The 15743-nt window shown below is 71.1% G+C and carries 16 protein-coding genes and 1 pseudogene; 9 read left to right on the top strand and 8 right to left on the bottom strand.

What is annotated here, in order from left to right; translation table 11 throughout:
• The first annotated feature begins 202 nt into the window (after positions 1-202).
• A complete protein-coding gene (locus MFF13_RS20105; protein WP_147831703.1) occupies positions 203-1537 on the top strand; it encodes an adenylate/guanylate cyclase domain-containing protein in 1335 nt (444 codons plus the stop codon).
• Here MFF13_RS20105 and MFF13_RS20100 read toward each other — a convergent pair.
• On the bottom strand, positions 1495-1680 hold the full coding sequence (locus MFF13_RS20100; RefSeq protein WP_147831705.1) for a type 2 periplasmic-binding domain-containing protein: 186 nt from the start codon (positions 1678-1680) through the stop codon (positions 1495-1497). The genes MFF13_RS20105 and MFF13_RS20100 overlap by 43 nt on opposite strands.
• Positions 1681-2018: 338 nt before the next feature.
• On the opposite strand from MFF13_RS20100, the gene MFF13_RS20095 reads away from it, so the two are divergent.
• A complete protein-coding gene (locus tag MFF13_RS20095) occupies positions 2019-3113 on the top strand; it encodes a single-stranded-DNA-specific exonuclease RecJ (RefSeq protein WP_238272814.1) in 1095 nt (364 codons plus the stop codon).
• A 140-nt stretch (positions 3114-3253) separates the two neighbouring features.
• Here MFF13_RS20095 and MFF13_RS20090 read toward each other — a convergent pair whose 3' ends face one another.
• The 4 genes from MFF13_RS20090 to MFF13_RS20075 form a co-directional block, all read right to left on the bottom strand.
• On the bottom strand, positions 3254-3874 hold the full coding sequence (locus MFF13_RS20090; RefSeq protein ID WP_147831707.1) for a hypothetical protein: 621 nt from the start codon (positions 3872-3874) through the stop codon (positions 3254-3256).
• 358 nt (positions 3875-4232) lie between these two features.
• Positions 4233-4520, bottom strand: a complete 288-nt coding sequence (locus MFF13_RS20085; protein ID WP_147816150.1) for a hypothetical protein — start codon at positions 4518-4520, stop codon at positions 4233-4235.
• Positions 4521-4556: 36 nt separating this feature from the next.
• Positions 4557-5708 (bottom strand): coiled-coil domain-containing protein, encoded by a 1152-nt coding sequence (locus MFF13_RS20080; RefSeq protein WP_238272813.1) that lies wholly within the window; start codon positions 5706-5708, stop codon positions 4557-4559.
• Between the two features lie 276 nt (positions 5709-5984).
• Positions 5985-7382: a TAXI family TRAP transporter solute-binding subunit gene (locus tag MFF13_RS20075; RefSeq protein WP_147754684.1), complete on the bottom strand. Its 1398-nt coding sequence runs from the start codon at positions 7380-7382 to the stop codon at positions 5985-5987.
• A gap of 738 nt (positions 7383-8120) precedes the next feature.
• On the opposite strand from MFF13_RS20075, the gene MFF13_RS20070 reads away from it, so the two are divergent.
• From MFF13_RS20070 to MFF13_RS20060, 3 genes are read left to right on the top strand one after another with little or no spacing between them, the layout of a single operon-like run.
• Positions 8121-8327 carry a hypothetical protein gene (locus tag MFF13_RS20070; protein WP_147831711.1) on the top strand — a complete coding sequence of 69 codons (207 nt, stop codon included), beginning with the start codon at positions 8121-8123 and terminating at the stop codon, positions 8325-8327.
• A 56-nt stretch (positions 8328-8383) separates the two neighbouring features.
• Complete coding sequence (locus tag MFF13_RS20065; RefSeq protein WP_187273766.1) at positions 8384-8548, top strand: hypothetical protein; 165 nt, start codon at positions 8384-8386, stop codon at positions 8546-8548.
• A gap of 45 nt (positions 8549-8593) precedes the next feature.
• On the top strand, positions 8594-8980 hold the full coding sequence (locus tag MFF13_RS20060; RefSeq protein WP_147831715.1) for a hypothetical protein: 387 nt from the start codon (positions 8594-8596) through the stop codon (positions 8978-8980).
• 69 nt (positions 8981-9049) lie between these two features.
• Here MFF13_RS20060 and MFF13_RS20055 read toward each other — a convergent pair whose 3' ends face one another.
• The gene (locus tag MFF13_RS20055; protein WP_238272812.1) at positions 9050-11224 is read right to left on the bottom strand and encodes a hypothetical protein; all 2175 of its coding nucleotides are present in this window, start codon (positions 11222-11224) and stop codon (positions 9050-9052) included.
• Between the two features lie 210 nt (positions 11225-11434).
• On the opposite strand from MFF13_RS20055, the gene MFF13_RS20050 reads away from it, so the two are divergent.
• A complete protein-coding gene (locus tag MFF13_RS20050) occupies positions 11435-11719 on the top strand; it encodes a hypothetical protein (RefSeq protein ID WP_147754598.1) in 285 nt (94 codons plus the stop codon).
• Positions 11720-12167: 448 nt separating this feature from the next.
• Here the strand turns inward: MFF13_RS20050 and MFF13_RS26445 are convergent, their stop codons facing one another.
• A complete protein-coding gene (locus tag MFF13_RS26445) occupies positions 12168-12293 on the bottom strand; it encodes a hypothetical protein (protein WP_283205829.1) in 126 nt (41 codons plus the stop codon).
• A gap of 402 nt (positions 12294-12695) precedes the next feature.
• Between MFF13_RS26445 and MFF13_RS20045 the strand changes: the two genes are divergently transcribed.
• The gene (locus MFF13_RS20045; protein ID WP_238272811.1) at positions 12696-12971 is read left to right on the top strand and encodes a hypothetical protein; all 276 of its coding nucleotides are present in this window, start codon (positions 12696-12698) and stop codon (positions 12969-12971) included.
• Between the two features lie 84 nt (positions 12972-13055).
• Here MFF13_RS20045 and MFF13_RS20040 read toward each other — a convergent pair whose 3' ends face one another.
• Complete coding sequence (locus MFF13_RS20040) at positions 13056-13265, bottom strand: cold-shock protein (RefSeq protein WP_147753300.1); 210 nt, start codon at positions 13263-13265, stop codon at positions 13056-13058.
• Positions 13266-14009: 744 nt separating this feature from the next.
• Here MFF13_RS20040 and MFF13_RS20035 point away from each other — a divergent pair.
• Positions 14010-15245, top strand: coding sequence for a tyrosine-type recombinase/integrase (locus MFF13_RS20035; RefSeq protein WP_238272810.1), 1236 nt, complete (start codon positions 14010-14012; stop codon positions 15243-15245).
• A gap of 226 nt (positions 15246-15471) precedes the next feature.
• Positions 15472-15743 (top strand): annotated as a pseudogene (locus MFF13_RS20030) (transposase); the annotation flags it as partial.

Here is a 15743-nt window from a genome sequence, read left to right as displayed (position 1 = left end):
GGCCGCCCTTGCGAGCGATCGCCCGAGGGCCCGGAACGTCGACGGCGATCCGGGCGGCGATCCGGGCGGCTCTTCGGCGTCGCGCGATGGGCCGACCGCGCCTGAACCCGCCAGGACTTGGCGCGACGCCCCGTCCTCGCAGGTCCCGCCGGCCGCGACCGCGGAACGGGGACGCGGCGGCCTGCGGGGGGTCGGGCGCGCGATGCTCCGCCTCACCCTGGTCCGGTCGCGGACCGTCACCTGGATGAGCGCGGGCTTTGCCGCCCTCGTCGTGATGATCGCCGTCGCGGTCGCGGGCGTCGTCTACCAGCAGCACGGGAGCGACGCCGTCCGCCATACGGTCGAGGTCGACGGCCGCCTCGCGCGGGTCCTGTCCGCGTTGCAGGATGCCGAGACCGGCCAGCGCGGCTTCATCATCAGCGGCGACGAGGCGTTCCTCGGGCCGTTCCTCGCCAGCCGGGAGGCCTTCGAGCGCAACCTCGACCGCCTGCGCGAGCGCGTCGCCGACAACCCGGAGCAGCTCGCGCAACTCGTTCGCCTGCGGGCGCTGGCGCATCGTTTCGCGGGCGAGCTCGACCAGGGCGTCGCCCTGCGCCGGGCGGGCGACGCGGCGGGAAGCGCACGGCTCGTCGCCGAGGGGCAGGGCAAGCGCACGATGGACGCGATCCGCACCCTGGTCCGCGAGATGGAGGCGCGCGAGGCGGCCCTGCTCGACGCGCGGCAGGAGGCGGTGTCGCGCGTCGCCCTCGCCGTCTGGGCGGCCGTCGCGGCGGTCGTCGTGCTCCTCGCCGTGCTCGCGACCGCGGCCTTGCGGGAGGCCGGCCGCCGCGCGAGCTTGGCGCGGTTCCTCCCCGAGGAGCTGTCCGGGCGGCTCGCGGACGCCGACGACAGCCTCCGGGTCGGCCGCCGGCAGAACGCCGCCGTGGCCTTCGTCGACATGCGCGGCTCGACCACCCTGGCCGAGAACCTCGACCCGCACGAACTCTCGGTCTTCCTTACCGCGTTCCGGCGCCGGGTGATGCGCATCGCCCGCCTTCGCGGCGGCGTGGTCGACAAGTTCATCGGCGACGGGGCGCTGGTCGTGTTCGGCCTGCCCGAGCCGCGGGCGGACGACGCCGCGCGGGCGCTCGCCTTCGCCAAGGACCTCGTCGCCATCATCGCCCGGTGGAACCTCAAGGACGACGGCCACGCCCCGGTGCGGATCGGCGTCGGCATCCACTACGGCGACCTGTTCTGCGGCATCATCGGCGAGGACATGCGCCTGGAATTCACCGTGCTCGGCGACACGGTGAACGTCGCCGCCCGCCTGGAGCAGGCGACGAAGGCGCACGGCGTGTCGATCCTGGTCTCGGACGCGGCGCGGCAGGCGGCGGGCTCGGATGCAGGCCGGTGGCGCGAGGTCGGCCGGGCCCCGTTGCGGGGCCGGACCGAGGCGATGCCCTACCACACGCCCGACGACGAGGACGCCGCGGGGCCGTCCCCTTCGGCGACGCCTCAGGATCGGTCTGCGGCTCCGAACGCATCCAGCGCCGCCTGACCGGCCTCGATCGCGTCCTCATCCGTCGCGTAGGTCTCCGGCGAGACCCGGACGGACACGCCGCCCGCGTCCGTCAGGTGCCAGCGGTAGCGCCCGTGGGCGTCGTCGCGCGCCTCGACGGCGACGGGCGTCGGGTCCTCCATGGCTCAGCCTCCGTCGGTTCGACGCCACAGGTCGTCGCAGCGCTTGCTCCGAGGCGAGGGCTGGCGGGCACGGATCGGACCACCCAGGGTGCCGTCATGCCGCCGTCGCTCCGGACATCGCTGGCCAACGTGACGTGAATTCCGGCGTTCCGGGCGCATCCTGCGGCGGAAGCGCCCCGCCAAGCCGGGTTCGATCCGCGCCTCGCTGCCGCCCGCGGATGGGTTTTTCCGCGCCGCGCCGTCGTCGGCTCGTGGGCTCGGACGTTGGCAGGATCGGGGGAAGCCTCGCTCGCTTCGCGCGCGGGCAGGCCGGGTGCGCGAGCGGAGTCGAGCGATTGATGACGAACACGGTGGGCACGGCCGGCCTCGGACGCCTGTCGGGACGCGACGACGTCCGCGCGGCGGCACGCGACGCCATGGCGGCCGCCCTCGCCGCGTTCGAGCCGGACGCGCCGGTGCTGGTGGTCAGCCACTTCGACGCCGACGGCCTGAGCGCGGCCGCCATCCTGATCCGGGCCCTGCGGCAGGCCGGGCGCGAGGCCGACGCCTTCGTCGTCGCCAAGGCCGAGTCGCCCTGGGACCCCGAGGTCGCCGCCCGCATCGCCACCCGTGCGCCCGGCGGCCTGATCGTCGCCGACCTCGGCACCCGGCCCGATCCCGTGCTGCCGGGCCGCCCGACGCTGGTGATCGACCACCACGTCCCGACCGGCGAACCGAAGGGCGCCGTCACCATCAGCGGGAACGGCCTCGATCCGGAGCCGACCACCGCCCTCCTCGCCTGGTGGGCCGCCGGCGCCCTGGGCGACCAGGCCGACCTCCTGTGGCTGGCCGCGGTCGGCCTGATCGGCGACATGGCCGAAGGGCTGGATTTTCCGGAGATGGCGGAGGCCCAGGCGCGCTGGGGCAAGACCGCCCTTCGCGACGCCACGGCGCTCGTCAACGCCCCGCGCCGCACGGCCGCCGCCGACGCCAGCCCCGCGCTGCGGCTCCTCCTTAAATCGGACGGCCCGAAGCGCATCACCAAGGGCGAGGACGCGGACGCGTCGGCTCTTCATGCGGCCAAGGCGGAGGTCCGCGCCGCCATGGAGGTGGTCAAGCGCGTGCCGCCCGCGATCGGCGGCGACGTCGCGCTGATCGTGCTGGACTCGCCCTGCCAGATCCATCCGCTGATCGCGCAGCAATGGCGCGGCCGGTTGAAGGACAAGGTCGTGATCGCCGCCAACGTCGGCTATCGGCCCGGCTGGGTCCACTTCGCCGCGCGCTCGGCGAGCGGGCGCGACCTCATCGCCTTCCTGGCCGAGCACCGCCCGGCCAACGCCGACGGACGCTACGGCAACGGTCACGCCCAGGCGACCGGCGGCGCGTTGCGGAACGCCGACTGGAACGGCTTCGTCCGCGGCCTCGGCTTTCCGAAGGCGGAGGTCGAGGCCTGACCGGCGATGTTTTAGCGCCGCGGCGTTCGCGTCCGCTCAGGCTGACGTGACGGAGCCGTCGAACGGCCGGGCGCCCGAGCGGCAAGATGCAGGGCGTGTCCTACGTCGAGGACACGCCCTGCGACGGTCTTCGGAGTGGATCAGCGACCCTGCTGCGGCATCAGCGAGCGGGCCTGCTGGACCGCGTCGCGGCAGGACTGGTCGCCCTTGGCGTTGAGGTCGGTGGCGCGCTGCAGCGCCGTCTTGGCCTGGGAGACCTTGTCCTCGGCCGAGAGGCTTGCCTGGGCCGACGGCTCGCCGCCCTTCGCGGCCTCGACGGCGGCGGTCGGCTTGTTCTCGGACTGCGCCCGCACGTCGGCCGGCGAGGTCGCGATCTGCCCGTTGGCGACGGAGTTGGCCTGGCCGGTCCCGGTCGCGGCGGCGACGGGGCCCGCGACGCCGCCGACCGTGCCCGGCGATCCGCCGGTCGCACGGGCGGCGCCGTCCTGCTGGGCGCGGTCCGTGTCGGCGTTCCCGACCGGCTTGGCCATGGTTCCGGTGGTGCTCGCCGTCTGGTCGGCCGCTCCGTCGTTCGGTCCCTTGCGCTGGCCGGTATCGGGCTGCGAGACGGGCGCGCCCATGCCGACCTGCGTTCCGAGCTCGCGCTTGAGCTTGGCGATGTCGTCCGAGCAGGGGCCGCCATCCTGGGCGTAGGCGGCCGTGTTGAGGAAGCCGAGGGTGGACAGGGCTGCGACGCCGCAAAGCATCTTCAAGCGAGACATGGGCATCCTTTTATAAATCCGGTCGTCAACGCGATCGTCGTCAACATGTTCAAGATGAAAGGATCTATTTTACAATTTCTATCTTGGATATGCAGTGGATGTTGAAGGACAGCCGAGGTGGCGCGCTCGGGTGTCTCCCTGCGCAGGGCTCGTTGCTTCCAATGGCCGAAGCCGATGGGCGAAGCGCCCGGTCGGCACCCGTCTCCCTCGGTGGGGGCGTGACGCCATCGCGGCCGTAGGCCGAAAGCGGTGCGGGGCTCGGCCGGGCCGCACGAGGATACGAAGGGCCGAGCGGGCCTCAAACAGCCCCGCCCTCGCCCCCGTTCCGGCCGCGCCCCTGGTTCAACACGTCACAGGGTTACTCGTCCGCGTCGTCGGACGAGCGGCCGCGCGAGCGCTCGTAGGTGGCGATGGCCTGCGAGCAGGCCGGCGACAGGTTCGGGCGGTTGCGCTTGAAGCAGGCCTTCACCTCGGGGCCTCCGGGCTTCATGCCGGCACAGAGGCGGAGGTAGTCGCCGCCGCAATTCGCCTTCATGGCCTCCATCTCGGGGCCTTCCTGCGCCGCCGACGGCTGCAGGAGAGCGAGGGTCAAAGTCAGGGCGGAGGCGAGGGCGAGCCCTGCGCGTGTGGTGAAGCGTCGGTTCATGTCGATCTCACGGTTGGTTGCGGAAGCCGGCTGTCGTCAACGCGCAGGCTGCGGCGCGTTCCCGGGCTTGTTCGGTGCTGCGGCGGGCGGGCTGGCGAGTTGCTGGCGGGTCTCGGCGAGCTTCGCCTGGGCGGTGGCGAGGTCCTGCCGGGCCGTGGCCAGCCGTCCGTCGAGGGCCGCGGCCTCCGTGTTGCGGCTGGCCAGGGTCTCGGTGAGGGCGGCGAGCTCGCCCTGCGCGTCGGCCTGGCGCTTGCGCAGGGCGTCGAGGGCCGCGCTCGCGGCGTCGCGGTCGGCGGCGAGCTTCTGCACCGCCTGCTCGGCCTGCCCCCGCTCGGACGCCACGCGGTCGCGCTGGGCCTGGGCCTCGGCGAGGTCCTTGCGGAGGCCGGTGAGGGCCTCGCGCGCCTGCTGGGCGTCGCGGTCGGCCTGCGCGATCTCGGAGGTCAGCCGGTCCTTGTCGGCGGTCAGGTCGGCGACCGCCTGCTCGGTGCCCGTGCGCTGGCCGACCACCTGCCCGGTCGCGGCGCGCGCCTCCGCCAGCTCCTTCTGGGCCGCGGCCGCGGCCTCGCGGGCGGTCTGCTGGCGCTCCTCGGCCTTGGCGAGGTCGGCCGTCTTGGCGGTCGCCTCCTGCGTCATGGTCGCGAGGTCGGCGCGGAGCTTGGCCTCCTGCACCCGGGCGTCCTCGAGGCGGCGCCCGACCTCGGCGAGGTCCTGGGCGCTGTCGGCGGCCGCCTTCTCGGCGGCGGCGACGGCCTCGCGCAGGGGCGTCAGCTTTCCCTCGGCCTGGGCGGTCTGGGCTTGCAGGTTGGCGAGCTTCTGCGACGCGGCGTCGGCGGACTTGCGCGCCTCGGACGCCTTGGCCTCGGCGGCCTGCTGATCCTTGGCCAGCGCCTCGGCACGCGATTTGGCCTGCTCCGCGGCCTGCGTCGCCTGCTGGTCCTGCTGCCGGGCGGTCGCGATCTTGGCCTGAAGCGCGCTCAAGGTGCCGGCCGTCGAGACCTGCCGGTCGAGGTCGGCGCGCAGCGCCGTCTGCTGGGTCTGCAGCTCCGCGATGCGGTGGTCGCGGGCGCCGCGCTGGCGCGCCCCGGCGATGGAGGCGACGACGAGCCAGACCAGCAGCACCGCGGCGGCGACCGCGAGGCTGAACGGGAGGGGACGGCGCAGTTCCGAGCGATAGTCGATGGCCATGGGCGTCTCGCGATGTCGAAGGAGGGGTTGCGAAGGGAAGGCGAAGAGAAGGGGCGAAGAGAAGGGGCGAAGGAAAAGCGGAGTCCGGCGCGTCGGCGCGCCGGTCGTGGCTCGGTCCGGCGTCAGGCCGGCCTGGCGTTCGGCTGCGTCGAGGGATCAGCTTGGCTCGTCGGGCATCCTGTTTCCCGGTTCGAGGCCGGACGCTGGCGTCCGAGGTTCCGCAATCAACCCGCCGCGTCGGATGCGGCGCCCATCGAGGTCATGCGCTGGTGGAGGTCATGCGCTGGTGGAGGTCATGCGCCCGGCGAGGTCCGGCTCCTCGACCGGCGGCTCCCCGGCGGCGATGGTCCGCTTGACCGTCGAGCGGGCCGCATCGATGGCGATGGCCGCCGCCGACATGGTCCTGGCTTCCGTCGGCCGCTCGAGCGCATGCTTGGCGATGTCGCCGGCCAGGTCGTCGATCTCGCGGGCGAGGATCTCCAGGCGTCGCGCGGGCGCGCCGTCCTGGGCCTCGCGGCGGATCTCCAGCAGCCGGTCGGTGGCCTCCTCGACGCGCTCGCGCCGGATGCGCGACAGGCGCTGCCCCACCCACGCCACCGCCGAGCCGATGCCGCCGCCGAGGAACGCGACGAGGTAGATCCAGGTCTCGTAGCGCTCGATGAAGCTCTGCTGCTCGCGCTCGAAATAGTCGACCGCACCCGGATGGATCGGGAGCCGCGCGCTGGTGGCGGCCGCGGTGCTGTCGTAGCTCGGCGCCTGCAGGTAGTCCGCGGCCGGGGCCACGTTCGCCATGCCGCTGCGCAGCTCGAACAGGTGCTGGGTCACGTCGGCGGCCACCGCGCGGGACAGGTTCGCCCGCGCCATCAGCCGGTAGGAGGCGCCGACGGTGACCACGTCCTCGGCGGGGACCTGCGGGCTGCCGCCGAAGGTCTCGGCGGGCATGGTGACCGCCTGGAGCCGCGGCAGGCGGGCGACGATGGCGGCGGCGTTCGCGACCGCGACGAAGGCGACCTTCCGGTTCTTGCTGACGCCCTGCACGATGCCGATGATGCGTTGCGCCGCCGGGGCCGTCGGCGAGATCACGGAGATCACCGCGTCCACGCGCCGCCGGGCGAAGGCCGAGGTCAGGTCGGCCTCGGGCATCTCCACCAGGGCGACGTGGCGGGGCGGCACCGGCCCCTCGGGATCGTGGTCGAGCAGCGTCAGGCCGTAATGCTCGACCATCGCCTTGATCAGGTCCTGGTCCGCGTCGCGGTGGGCGAGGATGGCGAGGCGCTTGCGGTCGAGATCCGGGAAACTCTTCAAGCCCGACGCCTCGGGCGAGGCGATGATCATCGCCTGGTCGCGCAGGATCGCCAGCGTCAGGCCGTTGTCGGGGAGGTCGACGTCGGGGCGCACCACCGCGAGGTCGGCCCGGCCGTCCTGGAGCGCCGCCGCGCTGTCGCGCACGTCGTCGAAGGCCAGGATCTTGAGGCGGATCTCCTTGTGCCGCCGGGCGAGCGCGTCGGCGTAGGCCCGGATCACGGCCGGCTCCGTGCCGTCGCTGGGCGCCACGGCGATGGTCAGCACCGTGGCGCGCGACACCCAGTAGGCCGCCGCCGCCCCGAGCCCGAGTACCACCGCGAGGGCGAGGAACGCGAATTCGCGGCGCAGCGCCAAGGCGGCGACGCTCATCGGTGGCGACTTGGGCGGCAAGGTTGCCGAGAACTCGGGCGGACGACCAGCACCTTCGACCGCCCTCCCTGCCGCGTGGATCACGCCGGCCCGAAACAAGCACCGCCCGAAGACGGTTCCAGCGAAAGCAGGAAGGCTGCCCGTGCATCCCCTCGCCCCGCGTGCGGGGAGAGGGCTTTGCCGACCTCGTCGTCGGCAAAGCGAGGCGGCAGCCGACGGTGAGGGGGCGCGAACGGAGGAGTCTCATCCGTCGGCACCCCCTCACCGCCGCTTCGGCTTCGCCTCCGCTTCCCGGCTGCACGACGGGGTGCAGCCGGGCCTCTCCCCGCCCGCGGGGAGAGGGGGAACCCGCGGGTCGTCCGAGGCCGTGGCTGGCTGCGTGGATACGATAGCGGCCGAGGGACTGTCGTGACGGATGTTCGCCGTTTGTAGCCCACGCGATCACGCGAGGACGACGCATGCTTCGCCGCGCTTTACCAAATAAAGTTTCAACAAAATGATACGTCTGCATCATTGAGTGGACCTGGCGCGTACATATCTCTCGGTCATCGCCAGACCCTTGAAGGTCATCCCTCCAAGGTCATCCCTCCAAGGTCATGGCGGAAGACTTTCCAAGTTATGTCGGACCCGATGAGACCCCCGCTCGGGTCCGGCATGGCCGCAGGGCCGGGCGTGCCGCCTTCGGTGCACGCTCGGCCCGTAGGCCGTCCCGACCAGCTCGCAGGAAGGATCCCAAGAGTGGCCAACCCCGGCATGCCCGATCCGAGCCCCGGCGGCGACGCGCCGTCCGAGCCGCCGCCGCGTCCGTTCCCCGGCGAGCGCCCGCTCGGGCCGGACGAGCCGTCCGCGCCCTTCGAGGAGCCCGCCCCCGACGTCCCGTTCGAACCCGTCATCGATCCCGGGCCTCTGCCCGGCGAGCCGGCGGTTCCGGGAATCCGTGCCTGAGCGCGGGCCTGCAGACCTACGAGGCGCAGGCCATCGCGGAGGCCATCGAATCGGGCATGGCCCGCGGCGGACTCATGGCGACCCTCGGCGGCCTGCGCCTGACGACCTTCATCCCGCCCCGTGCCGGCGAGCCGATCGCGGACTACGCCGCCCGCGCCACGGGCGAACTCATGGTCCGCTATCTGGCTCAAGATGCGGACGACACCGAGCCGCCCGCTTGACGGGCCGGCCTTGAAGAGGAGCCCATGCCACCGTTTTCGACGTCCTTGTCGTCCATCTCCCCCGTGCTCACCGCGAAACTCGCCGCGCTGGCCCTGACCGTGGCCTGTGCCGCAATCGCTCCGGCCGCCGCCGCCGAGCCCAGCTTCGACGGGCGCTGGTCCGTCTCCGCCACCGTCGAGGATGGCGGCTGCACCGGCCCCTACCGCTATCCCATCGTCATCCGCGCCGGCGTCGTCGACGACGACGGCGGCAGCGGGGCCGACGCCTCGGGCCGCGTCGGAGAGGACGGGCGCATCGTCGGTTCGATCAAGAGCGGGCTCGCCAGCATCGCCGTCGAGGGGCAGCTCCGGGCGTCGGCCGGTTCGGGGCGCTGGACGCTCGCCGGCCCGATCGCCTGCTCGGGCCGCTGGACGGCGAGCAAAGCGGGCTGACGCACAAGGCGGGCCGGCGCAGGGGGGCGTCGAGCCGGTAGCGCGACCGGCAGGATAGCTTGGCTTGCGCTAACGCCCCGGCACGTCCTGGTGGTCGCTCATCGCGGCGGGCGCGTCGGTGATGTCGTCCATCACGAGCTGGTTCAGGGCGCAGATGAACGACGACAGGCGATAGCCGTCGTGGCGCGACAGCGCGTTGTCGAAGGCGCGGACGTTCCAGAACGGGTCGTTGGGCCGGGTGATCGGCGCGATGCCGGTCAGCTGGAGGCCGTGCAGGAAGCGCGCGGCCGGCTCGTTCTCGTGCAGGCTGTCCTCTTGCGGAAAGCGGGGCGCGAGGTCTGTGCTGTCCCAGAAGTTGCCGCGCCGGTCGGCGCGCGCCAGCCGCGCGCGGGTCAGCCAACGGTCCGAGCGCGGGCAGTCGATCGCCGCGTCGGCGAGCGTCGCGTAGGGGTGGTGCCGCTCGAGCCCGGGCGCGTCGAGGCCCATCAGCTCGTGGGTGGTGCCGAAGGGCGCAGCCGATTGCTGGGCGTCGGCGAGCACCCCGGCCGCCGGGCGCGGCGGGTCCAGGTTGCCGATGGTGTGCGAATCCTCCCGCGCGGTGTTCTGGAACGGGAAGGTCGCGGCGAGCAGCGACAGGGTCCGCACCGGCAGCGTCGCCAGCCCCGCGCCGAGGCCGACGGGGGCGGCCGGCGTGCAGGTCTCGCCGCGGGGCGGGCGGCCCTCGAACCGCGCCGCCACCCGGTCGAGGAAGCCGGCGGCCGGACGGAAGTCGAACTTGAAGGTCGGGAACAGGTCGTGCGTCGCCCAATCGTAGTCGACGCCGGCATCGAACATGCGGTCGGTGGCGGCGAGCCGGCTCCGGATGCGCTTGCGGGCGGCGGCAAAGCCGTCCGCGACGTCGAGGCCGATCCAGGCGCAGTCGCCGGGCCGTAGCCCGCCCGCCGGGAAGGCCAGCGCCGCGGTGACCGACATCAGCACGGGCCGCTGGTCGGCGGGGAAGTAGCCGTCGTCGCGCACGACCTCGGAGGCCGGCGTGTGCGCGTCGGCGTGGTCGGCGAGGTGGGACCAGACCTCGCGCTGGATCGCGGTCCACTTGCTCGCCTCGGAGGCCGGGTTGATCAGGACCACGAGGTTGCCGAGCACCGGCGGCAGCGCCTCGCCGAAGCGGTGGCGGCGCACCGCCTTGACGACGTCGTCCTGCAGCCCGGTGGCGAGCATGTTGCCGCCGAGGCTGTGCCCGGCCACGATCAGCTTGTTGTGCGCGCCCGGCGAGCTGAGCGTCGTCTCGATCGTGCGCAGCGCCGAGATCGCCCCGGGGGCGATCGCCTCGCTCACGGGCTTGCGGTCGAACAGGGTGGCCCCGGCCGACAGGCCGCCGAAGAAGCCGCCGACCGCGTCGCCGAACCAGGTCCGCAGGCCGCGCTCGTCCACGCGGGCGCCGCGCCAGCCGACGTAGATCGCCGTCACGTCCATGTCGCAGACGCTCGGGTCGTCCGGGCAGCGCTGCGCCAGGAAGCGCGCGGCGTGGGCCGCGTAGAGGCGCAGGTCCGCGACGTTGCCGTCGCCGATCCGCGCGTCGTGGCGCCAGCCGTGGACGAAGGCGATCACGTAGTGCGAGCCGTGCGCGAGGTGCTTCTTCAGGGCGTCGAGCTGGGTGATCACCGGCTTGACCATGGTGGCCGGCATGCCCTTGGCCCGCATCTCGTCGTCCATGGCGTGGCGGAGCATCGCGCTGTCGACGGCCGCGTCGCCGGCCCCTTCTCGGGAGACCAGCGCGTAGGGCTCGCCGTCCTCCTGGAACTCGATGAAGCCGAGATGGTAGGCGAGGTCGCGTCCGCCCGGCGCGCGGGCGGGGACGACGTGGCGCTGCAGCGCGCAGCGCAGGCGCGTCCCCCATCGCGCATCCGCCGCGACGACGGCGCCCTCGTCGTTGCTGGCGTCGACCCAGCCGTCGCCGTCGGACGGAATCGCCGTCTGCAGGGTCTCGCGCCCGGTGTCGGCCAGGATCGTCCAGCCCCGGGCGAGACCGTCGCGGCATTCGGCGACGTTCGGGTCGAGGTCGCGATAGGCGCGCGCCTTGTCCGTGGAGAGCACGACGTAGTTCAGGAACAGGATGCCGAGGGCGGCGAGCGCCGACGCGGCGGCGACGCGGGACGCCGTGCGCAACGCGCCGACGGCCCAGCGCCCGAGCCGGACGACGACGCCTGCGGCGACGCGCGAGGACGCAGCCCGCCGCGCGCTCATCGCGCCGGGGTTCCGGCCGGATACGCCTCCGAGGGGCGCCGCATCGGAGACGATGTCATCGAAAACCCACTTCGAAACCCCTGATCCCCATGCCGATCCTTCGGTCGCCGTCCACCCTCGGTTACGGTGCCGGCGCGGCACGATCCGGTTTCGGTAACCGCACGGCCCGGGCCCGCGAAAGCGCGTCGATCGAACCGGGAGTGATCCATCATGATGCGCGCGATTCTACCAGCCGTCGCCCTCCTCGCCGGCACGGGGGTGGCCACGGCGTCGCTGTCGAGTCTCGTCGGCGCCTGGGGCCACGACTTCGCTGTGACGCCGTTCGAGCCGATGCAGCTCATGGTCGCGATGGCGACCGACAAGGCCACCGGCAAGTCGTTCAACGTGATCAGGATGCCGGACGGCCACGTGATGGCGGTCGTGCCGTTCGACCAGATGCCGAAGATGCCGGAGGTCGACCCCAAGAGCCTGATGCCGATGAAGGGCGGGCGATGAAGGGTGGCCGATGAGCGATCCCCGCCGACCCGCGCCGATGAACGGCAGAGGCCGCCCGCCGGGCTCCGCGGGCGGCGATCCCGCGCGTGGCCGGCATCGTCGTCGGAGACCCCCGCCAGGGTCGAGCCGAGCGGGATCCTCGCCGTCCTCGTCGGCGCGGCGAGCACCGCTCAAGCCCGCGCTCTCGCACCGATGCCGGCGCCCGCGCTCCGGAGCCTTCCGATTTTACGCAGCGTCACCTCGCCCGGCACCACGAAGCCTGCCGGCGACCCCACGATGCAAGCGGCGGCACCAAGCCGAGCCGCGCTGCGGAAAGCCGCCGAAACGCCGCCGCCACTGCTCGCTCACTTCGACAGCCCGGGACCCGCCGCCGCCCGGAAGCGTCGGAAGCGCATCCCCGTTCTGCGCCGTGCTCGTCTTATCGATCTGGCCGCCCAGGCTCAGAGGGTCACCCGCGCCCTGGTTGAAGCCCAGCACGATGTCCCGCGCCGCCGACCAGGATGGTGTTGCCGAGGCCGCCGACGAGGATGTTGTCGCCCATGCCGCCGTGGAGCCCGTCGTCGGCTTCGTCCACCGCGTCGCTTTGGTCGGACCGCTGTCGCAATGAATGGCTTGCGAGAGCTTCCTCCGTGATCTCTGGATCACGGAGGAAGCTCTAACCTACAGGGTGGTCGCATTTTCTTCACGCCAGCCGGCATCCACCGCGGTCGAAAATGCACTAGAAGCTGGCTGACGTGATCCTCGATCCGATCGATGACCATTCATGCACCGCATCGCGGCCCGGAACGATTTGAACCCGAAGCGCCTTCCGACCAAGCCGAACGCAGGTGCCCTCGTGCCAGGCCGATCGTGCGGACAGTGCACGGCTTGCTGCCAAGTTCTTGCGATCGAGGTTCTGGCTAAACCCGCTGGCGTCCTGTGTCGGCATAGCACCGGCACGGCGTGCGGGACCTATCGGGATCGCCCCGAGGTGTGCATGCGGTGGTACTGCCTCTGGCGCAAGATCGGCGCGCTCCCGGATGAACTGAGACCCGATCGATCAGGGGTGGTCTTCGCGATCGAGAGCCGTGCGCCTTGCGCGGATGTCCTCGACGGGGCCTGCGTCGTCGGCCGCGCCGTGGATGGAGAGGGTGCCCTGGGCAGCGCGGAAGCGACCGAAGCGTTCGCCATGTTCGTCCGTGAGGGGTCGTTCCCGGTGTGGAAGGTGTCCAACCAAGAGGCGACCCTCATGCGCCCCGGCGACCGCACTTAAAGTCCGGTACCGTCGGGGCGCTTCCTCTGCCGAAAGCAGGCTTTTCAGGTGATCTGACCATCTCCCGAAGGAGACGGCACCGCCTCAGGCCGACTGCAGATTGCCGGCGGACAGCTTGCCGCTGCGCTTGTCGGTCTCTTCCTCGTAGGAGAGCTTCTGGCCCTCGATCAGGTTGCGCATGCCGGCGCGCTCGACCGCCGAGATGTGGACGAACACGTCCTTGCCGCCGTCATCCGGCTGGATGAAGCCGTAACCCTTGGTCTCGTTGAACCACTTCACGGTACCGATGCTCATAGACAATTCCTAGACGTCTTGGGCGCACCAAAGCGGCGCACTCACACGCCAAACGAATGATCCCGACGCGACGTTCCGCACAAAGTCGCCCGCTAAGGCGGGGCCGGAGGGCGGTCGGCGTCGCCGAGATCCACGTCGAGGCAGGGGAAGGTCCGGTTGGCGATGGTCTTGGCGAGCACTCAGGTCTTGAGGGCCGGCCAGAGCACGTCCCCGCTCGGATCGCCCGCAGAGCGTCCAAGCGCCGGGAGCACGGCCAGGCTGATCAGGAGCGGCAGGATGCGACGCATGGTGTTCACGCCGACGGGGCGCAAAGGCCGGAGCGATAAACCGCTACGAACGCACGTCTGATGGTCAAACAGTCGACCTGACGATTGAAAAAACGGTCGACATCACCCGATTGTACCGTGCGTCCCCGGTGCAGCCCCGGCCTAAAACGGGGCAGCATCGAATTTATATGCAGGCCTAGCTTGTTGGCAAAAAGGGAGAATTGGTGAGCGCGTTGGGGTTCGAACCCAAGACCTACAGATTAAAAGACGATTTTTGCCCCGTCACACCCCCTAACAAATCAGAACATTCCGGCGCGGCCAAGTGATTGCCGGATCAGCGATTGACGCTGATTGTGCGCTGGCGTTAATACCATCGGGTAACGGGCCCTAACGGGCCCTCCGCGTTACCCCTATGGTACCCGGCCGGGATCAACTGATCGTGGCGCCGACGTATCCGCGGGGCCCGAGATCTTGCCTGATGCCGGCGTTCACCGCCCGATCCGTCGAGCTGCTCAAGCCCGACCCCGAAAAGCGCTTGGAGCTACCGGACAGCGCGCTGCCGGGCTTCTACCTCGTCGTCCAGCCGTCCGGTGCCAAGAGCTGGGCGGTCCGCTACCGGGCTGACGGCAAGCCGAAGAAGCTGACCCTCGGGCCGTACCCGCGGCTCGGCCTCGGTGACGCCCGTGAGCGCGCCAGAACAGCCCTGCAGGCGGTCTCGGAGGGGCGTGATCCGGCCGGCGAGAAGGCGGCGGACCTGCAGGAGCAGGCCGCCGCGACGCGCCTCACGTTTGGCGCTGTGGCGGCCGACTTTGTCGCCCGGTATGCCAAGCCTCGGAACCGCAGCTGGCCGGAGACGGAGCGGCTGCTCACCAAGGCCGACCTGGAGCCATGGCAGGCGCGCGACGTGCGCGGCATCGGGCGGCGTGATGTTCTCGACGTCATCGACGGCGTCGTTGAGCGCGGCGCGCCGATCCACGCGAACCGGCTGTTCGCCGCACTCCGCAAGATGTTCGGTTGGGCCGTCGAGCGGGGTGTGCTGGACGCATCGCCCATGGCCGCGCTCAAGCCGCCCTCCCCCGAGGTCGCCCGCGACCGCGTGCTCTCCGATGTCGAGCTTGCTGCAGTTTGGAAAGCCGCAGCCGAGGTGGGCTACCCGTTCGGCACTGTCGTTCAGCTGCTCATCCTGACCGGCCAGCGCCGGTCCGAGGTCCTCGACGCCGAGTGGCGTGAGATCGATCGCGACGGGCGCATGTGGACCATCCCACGGCAGCGCGCGAAGAACGACAGAGCTCATGCCGTGCCGCTATCGGACGCGGCGCTGGGGATCCTCGATGCCCTCCCTCGCATCGGAAAGCCTGCCCGCTTCCTCTTCACCACGACCGGCTCCAGCCCGTTCTCCGGGGTCTCGAAGGCCACGGAGCGCCTGTCGAAGCTTGCGGCCAAGCACATGCCTGACGCCGTACTTCTTGAGCCCTGGCGCCTCCACGACTTGCGCCGAACATTCGCTAGCGGCTGCGCTCGCCTGGGCGTCGGGATCCATGTCGTTGAGAAGGCCTTGAATCACACGTCCGGGACGTTCGGCGGGATCGTTGGCGTCTACCAGCTCCACGACTTTGCTGATGAACGGCGGCAGGCCCTCGACAATTGGGCCAGTCACTTGATGGTTCTGCTGGATAATCCACGTTCTACAGGCGCAATGAGAGGCATGAAGTGATGTCGTATGCCGATACGCGCATATCTCTGTCTGACGAACAAAGGCTGCGTCTGCAGAGAGATATTCGGCTGTCCTCTGCTGAAGGAGTGAATGCGGTAATCAACCGCATCAACGGCGCTGTTGGCTATTATAGGTTCGAGGGGAAATTCGTGATGTCGTGTGACCTGACCGGCTGGCTTTGGACCGGGCTGATTGAGAGGATCAGGCAGGACCAAAGGAGTTGGACATGCGGCGAGGTCAGAAGACGGGTGCGGAGCAGGTCGTGCTGAAGCTGCGCCAGATTGAGGTGCAGACAGCCCAGGGCAAGAGTTTAGCCCTTGCATGCAGGGAGACGGAGATCTCCGAGCAAAGCTACTATCGCTGGCGCAAGGAATACGGCGGCTTGCAGATCGACCAAGCGCGCCGGATGAAGGATCTTGAGCGTGAGAACGCGCGATTGGGCGGCTCGTGGCTGATCTGTCCTTGGAGAAGCAAGTGCTGATCCTCCCCCGGTTCCAC

The sequence above is a fragment of the Methylobacterium cerastii genome (assembly GCF_022179125.1).
Lineage (GTDB): Bacteria > Pseudomonadota > Alphaproteobacteria > Rhizobiales > Beijerinckiaceae > Methylobacterium > Methylobacterium cerastii.
Note: the sequence above shows the minus strand (reverse complement) of the source record. Positions and strands in the feature narration are given on the sequence as shown.

Excerpts from the sequence above, each read along its gene's own strand:
- MFF13_RS20095 (WP_238272814.1), top strand. The coding sequence starts at position 2,019 with ATGACGAACACGGTGGGCACGGCCGGCCTCGGACGCCTGTCGGGACGC.
- MFF13_RS20105 (WP_147831703.1), top strand. The coding sequence starts at position 203 with ATGCTCCGCCTCACCCTGGTCCGGTCGCGGACCGTCACCTGGATGAGC.
- MFF13_RS20055 (WP_238272812.1), bottom strand. The coding sequence starts at position 11,224 with ATGAGCGCGCGGCGGGCTGCGTCCTCGCGCGTCGCCGCAGGCGTCGTC.
- MFF13_RS20050 (WP_147754598.1), top strand. The coding sequence starts at position 11,435 with ATGATGCGCGCGATTCTACCAGCCGTCGCCCTCCTCGCCGGCACGGGG.
- MFF13_RS20100 (WP_147831705.1), bottom strand. The coding sequence starts at position 1,680 with ATGGAGGACCCGACGCCCGTCGCCGTCGAGGCGCGCGACGACGCCCAC.
- MFF13_RS20040 (WP_147753300.1), bottom strand. The coding sequence starts at position 13,265 with ATGAGCATCGGTACCGTGAAGTGGTTCAACGAGACCAAGGGTTACGGC.
- MFF13_RS20075 (WP_147754684.1), bottom strand. The coding sequence starts at position 7,382 with ATGAGCGTCGCCGCCTTGGCGCTGCGCCGCGAATTCGCGTTCCTCGCC.
- MFF13_RS20090 (WP_147831707.1), bottom strand. The coding sequence starts at position 3,874 with ATGTCTCGCTTGAAGATGCTTTGCGGCGTCGCAGCCCTGTCCACCCTC.
- MFF13_RS20085 (WP_147816150.1), bottom strand. The coding sequence starts at position 4,520 with ATGAACCGACGCTTCACCACACGCGCAGGGCTCGCCCTCGCCTCCGCC.
- MFF13_RS20035 (WP_238272810.1), top strand. The coding sequence starts at position 14,010 with ATGCCGGCGTTCACCGCCCGATCCGTCGAGCTGCTCAAGCCCGACCCC.
- MFF13_RS20045 (WP_238272811.1), top strand. The coding sequence starts at position 12,696 with ATGCGGTGGTACTGCCTCTGGCGCAAGATCGGCGCGCTCCCGGATGAA.
- MFF13_RS20080 (WP_238272813.1), bottom strand. The coding sequence starts at position 5,708 with ATGGCCATCGACTATCGCTCGGAACTGCGCCGTCCCCTCCCGTTCAGC.
- MFF13_RS20065 (WP_187273766.1), top strand. The coding sequence starts at position 8,384 with ATGGCCCGCGGCGGACTCATGGCGACCCTCGGCGGCCTGCGCCTGACG.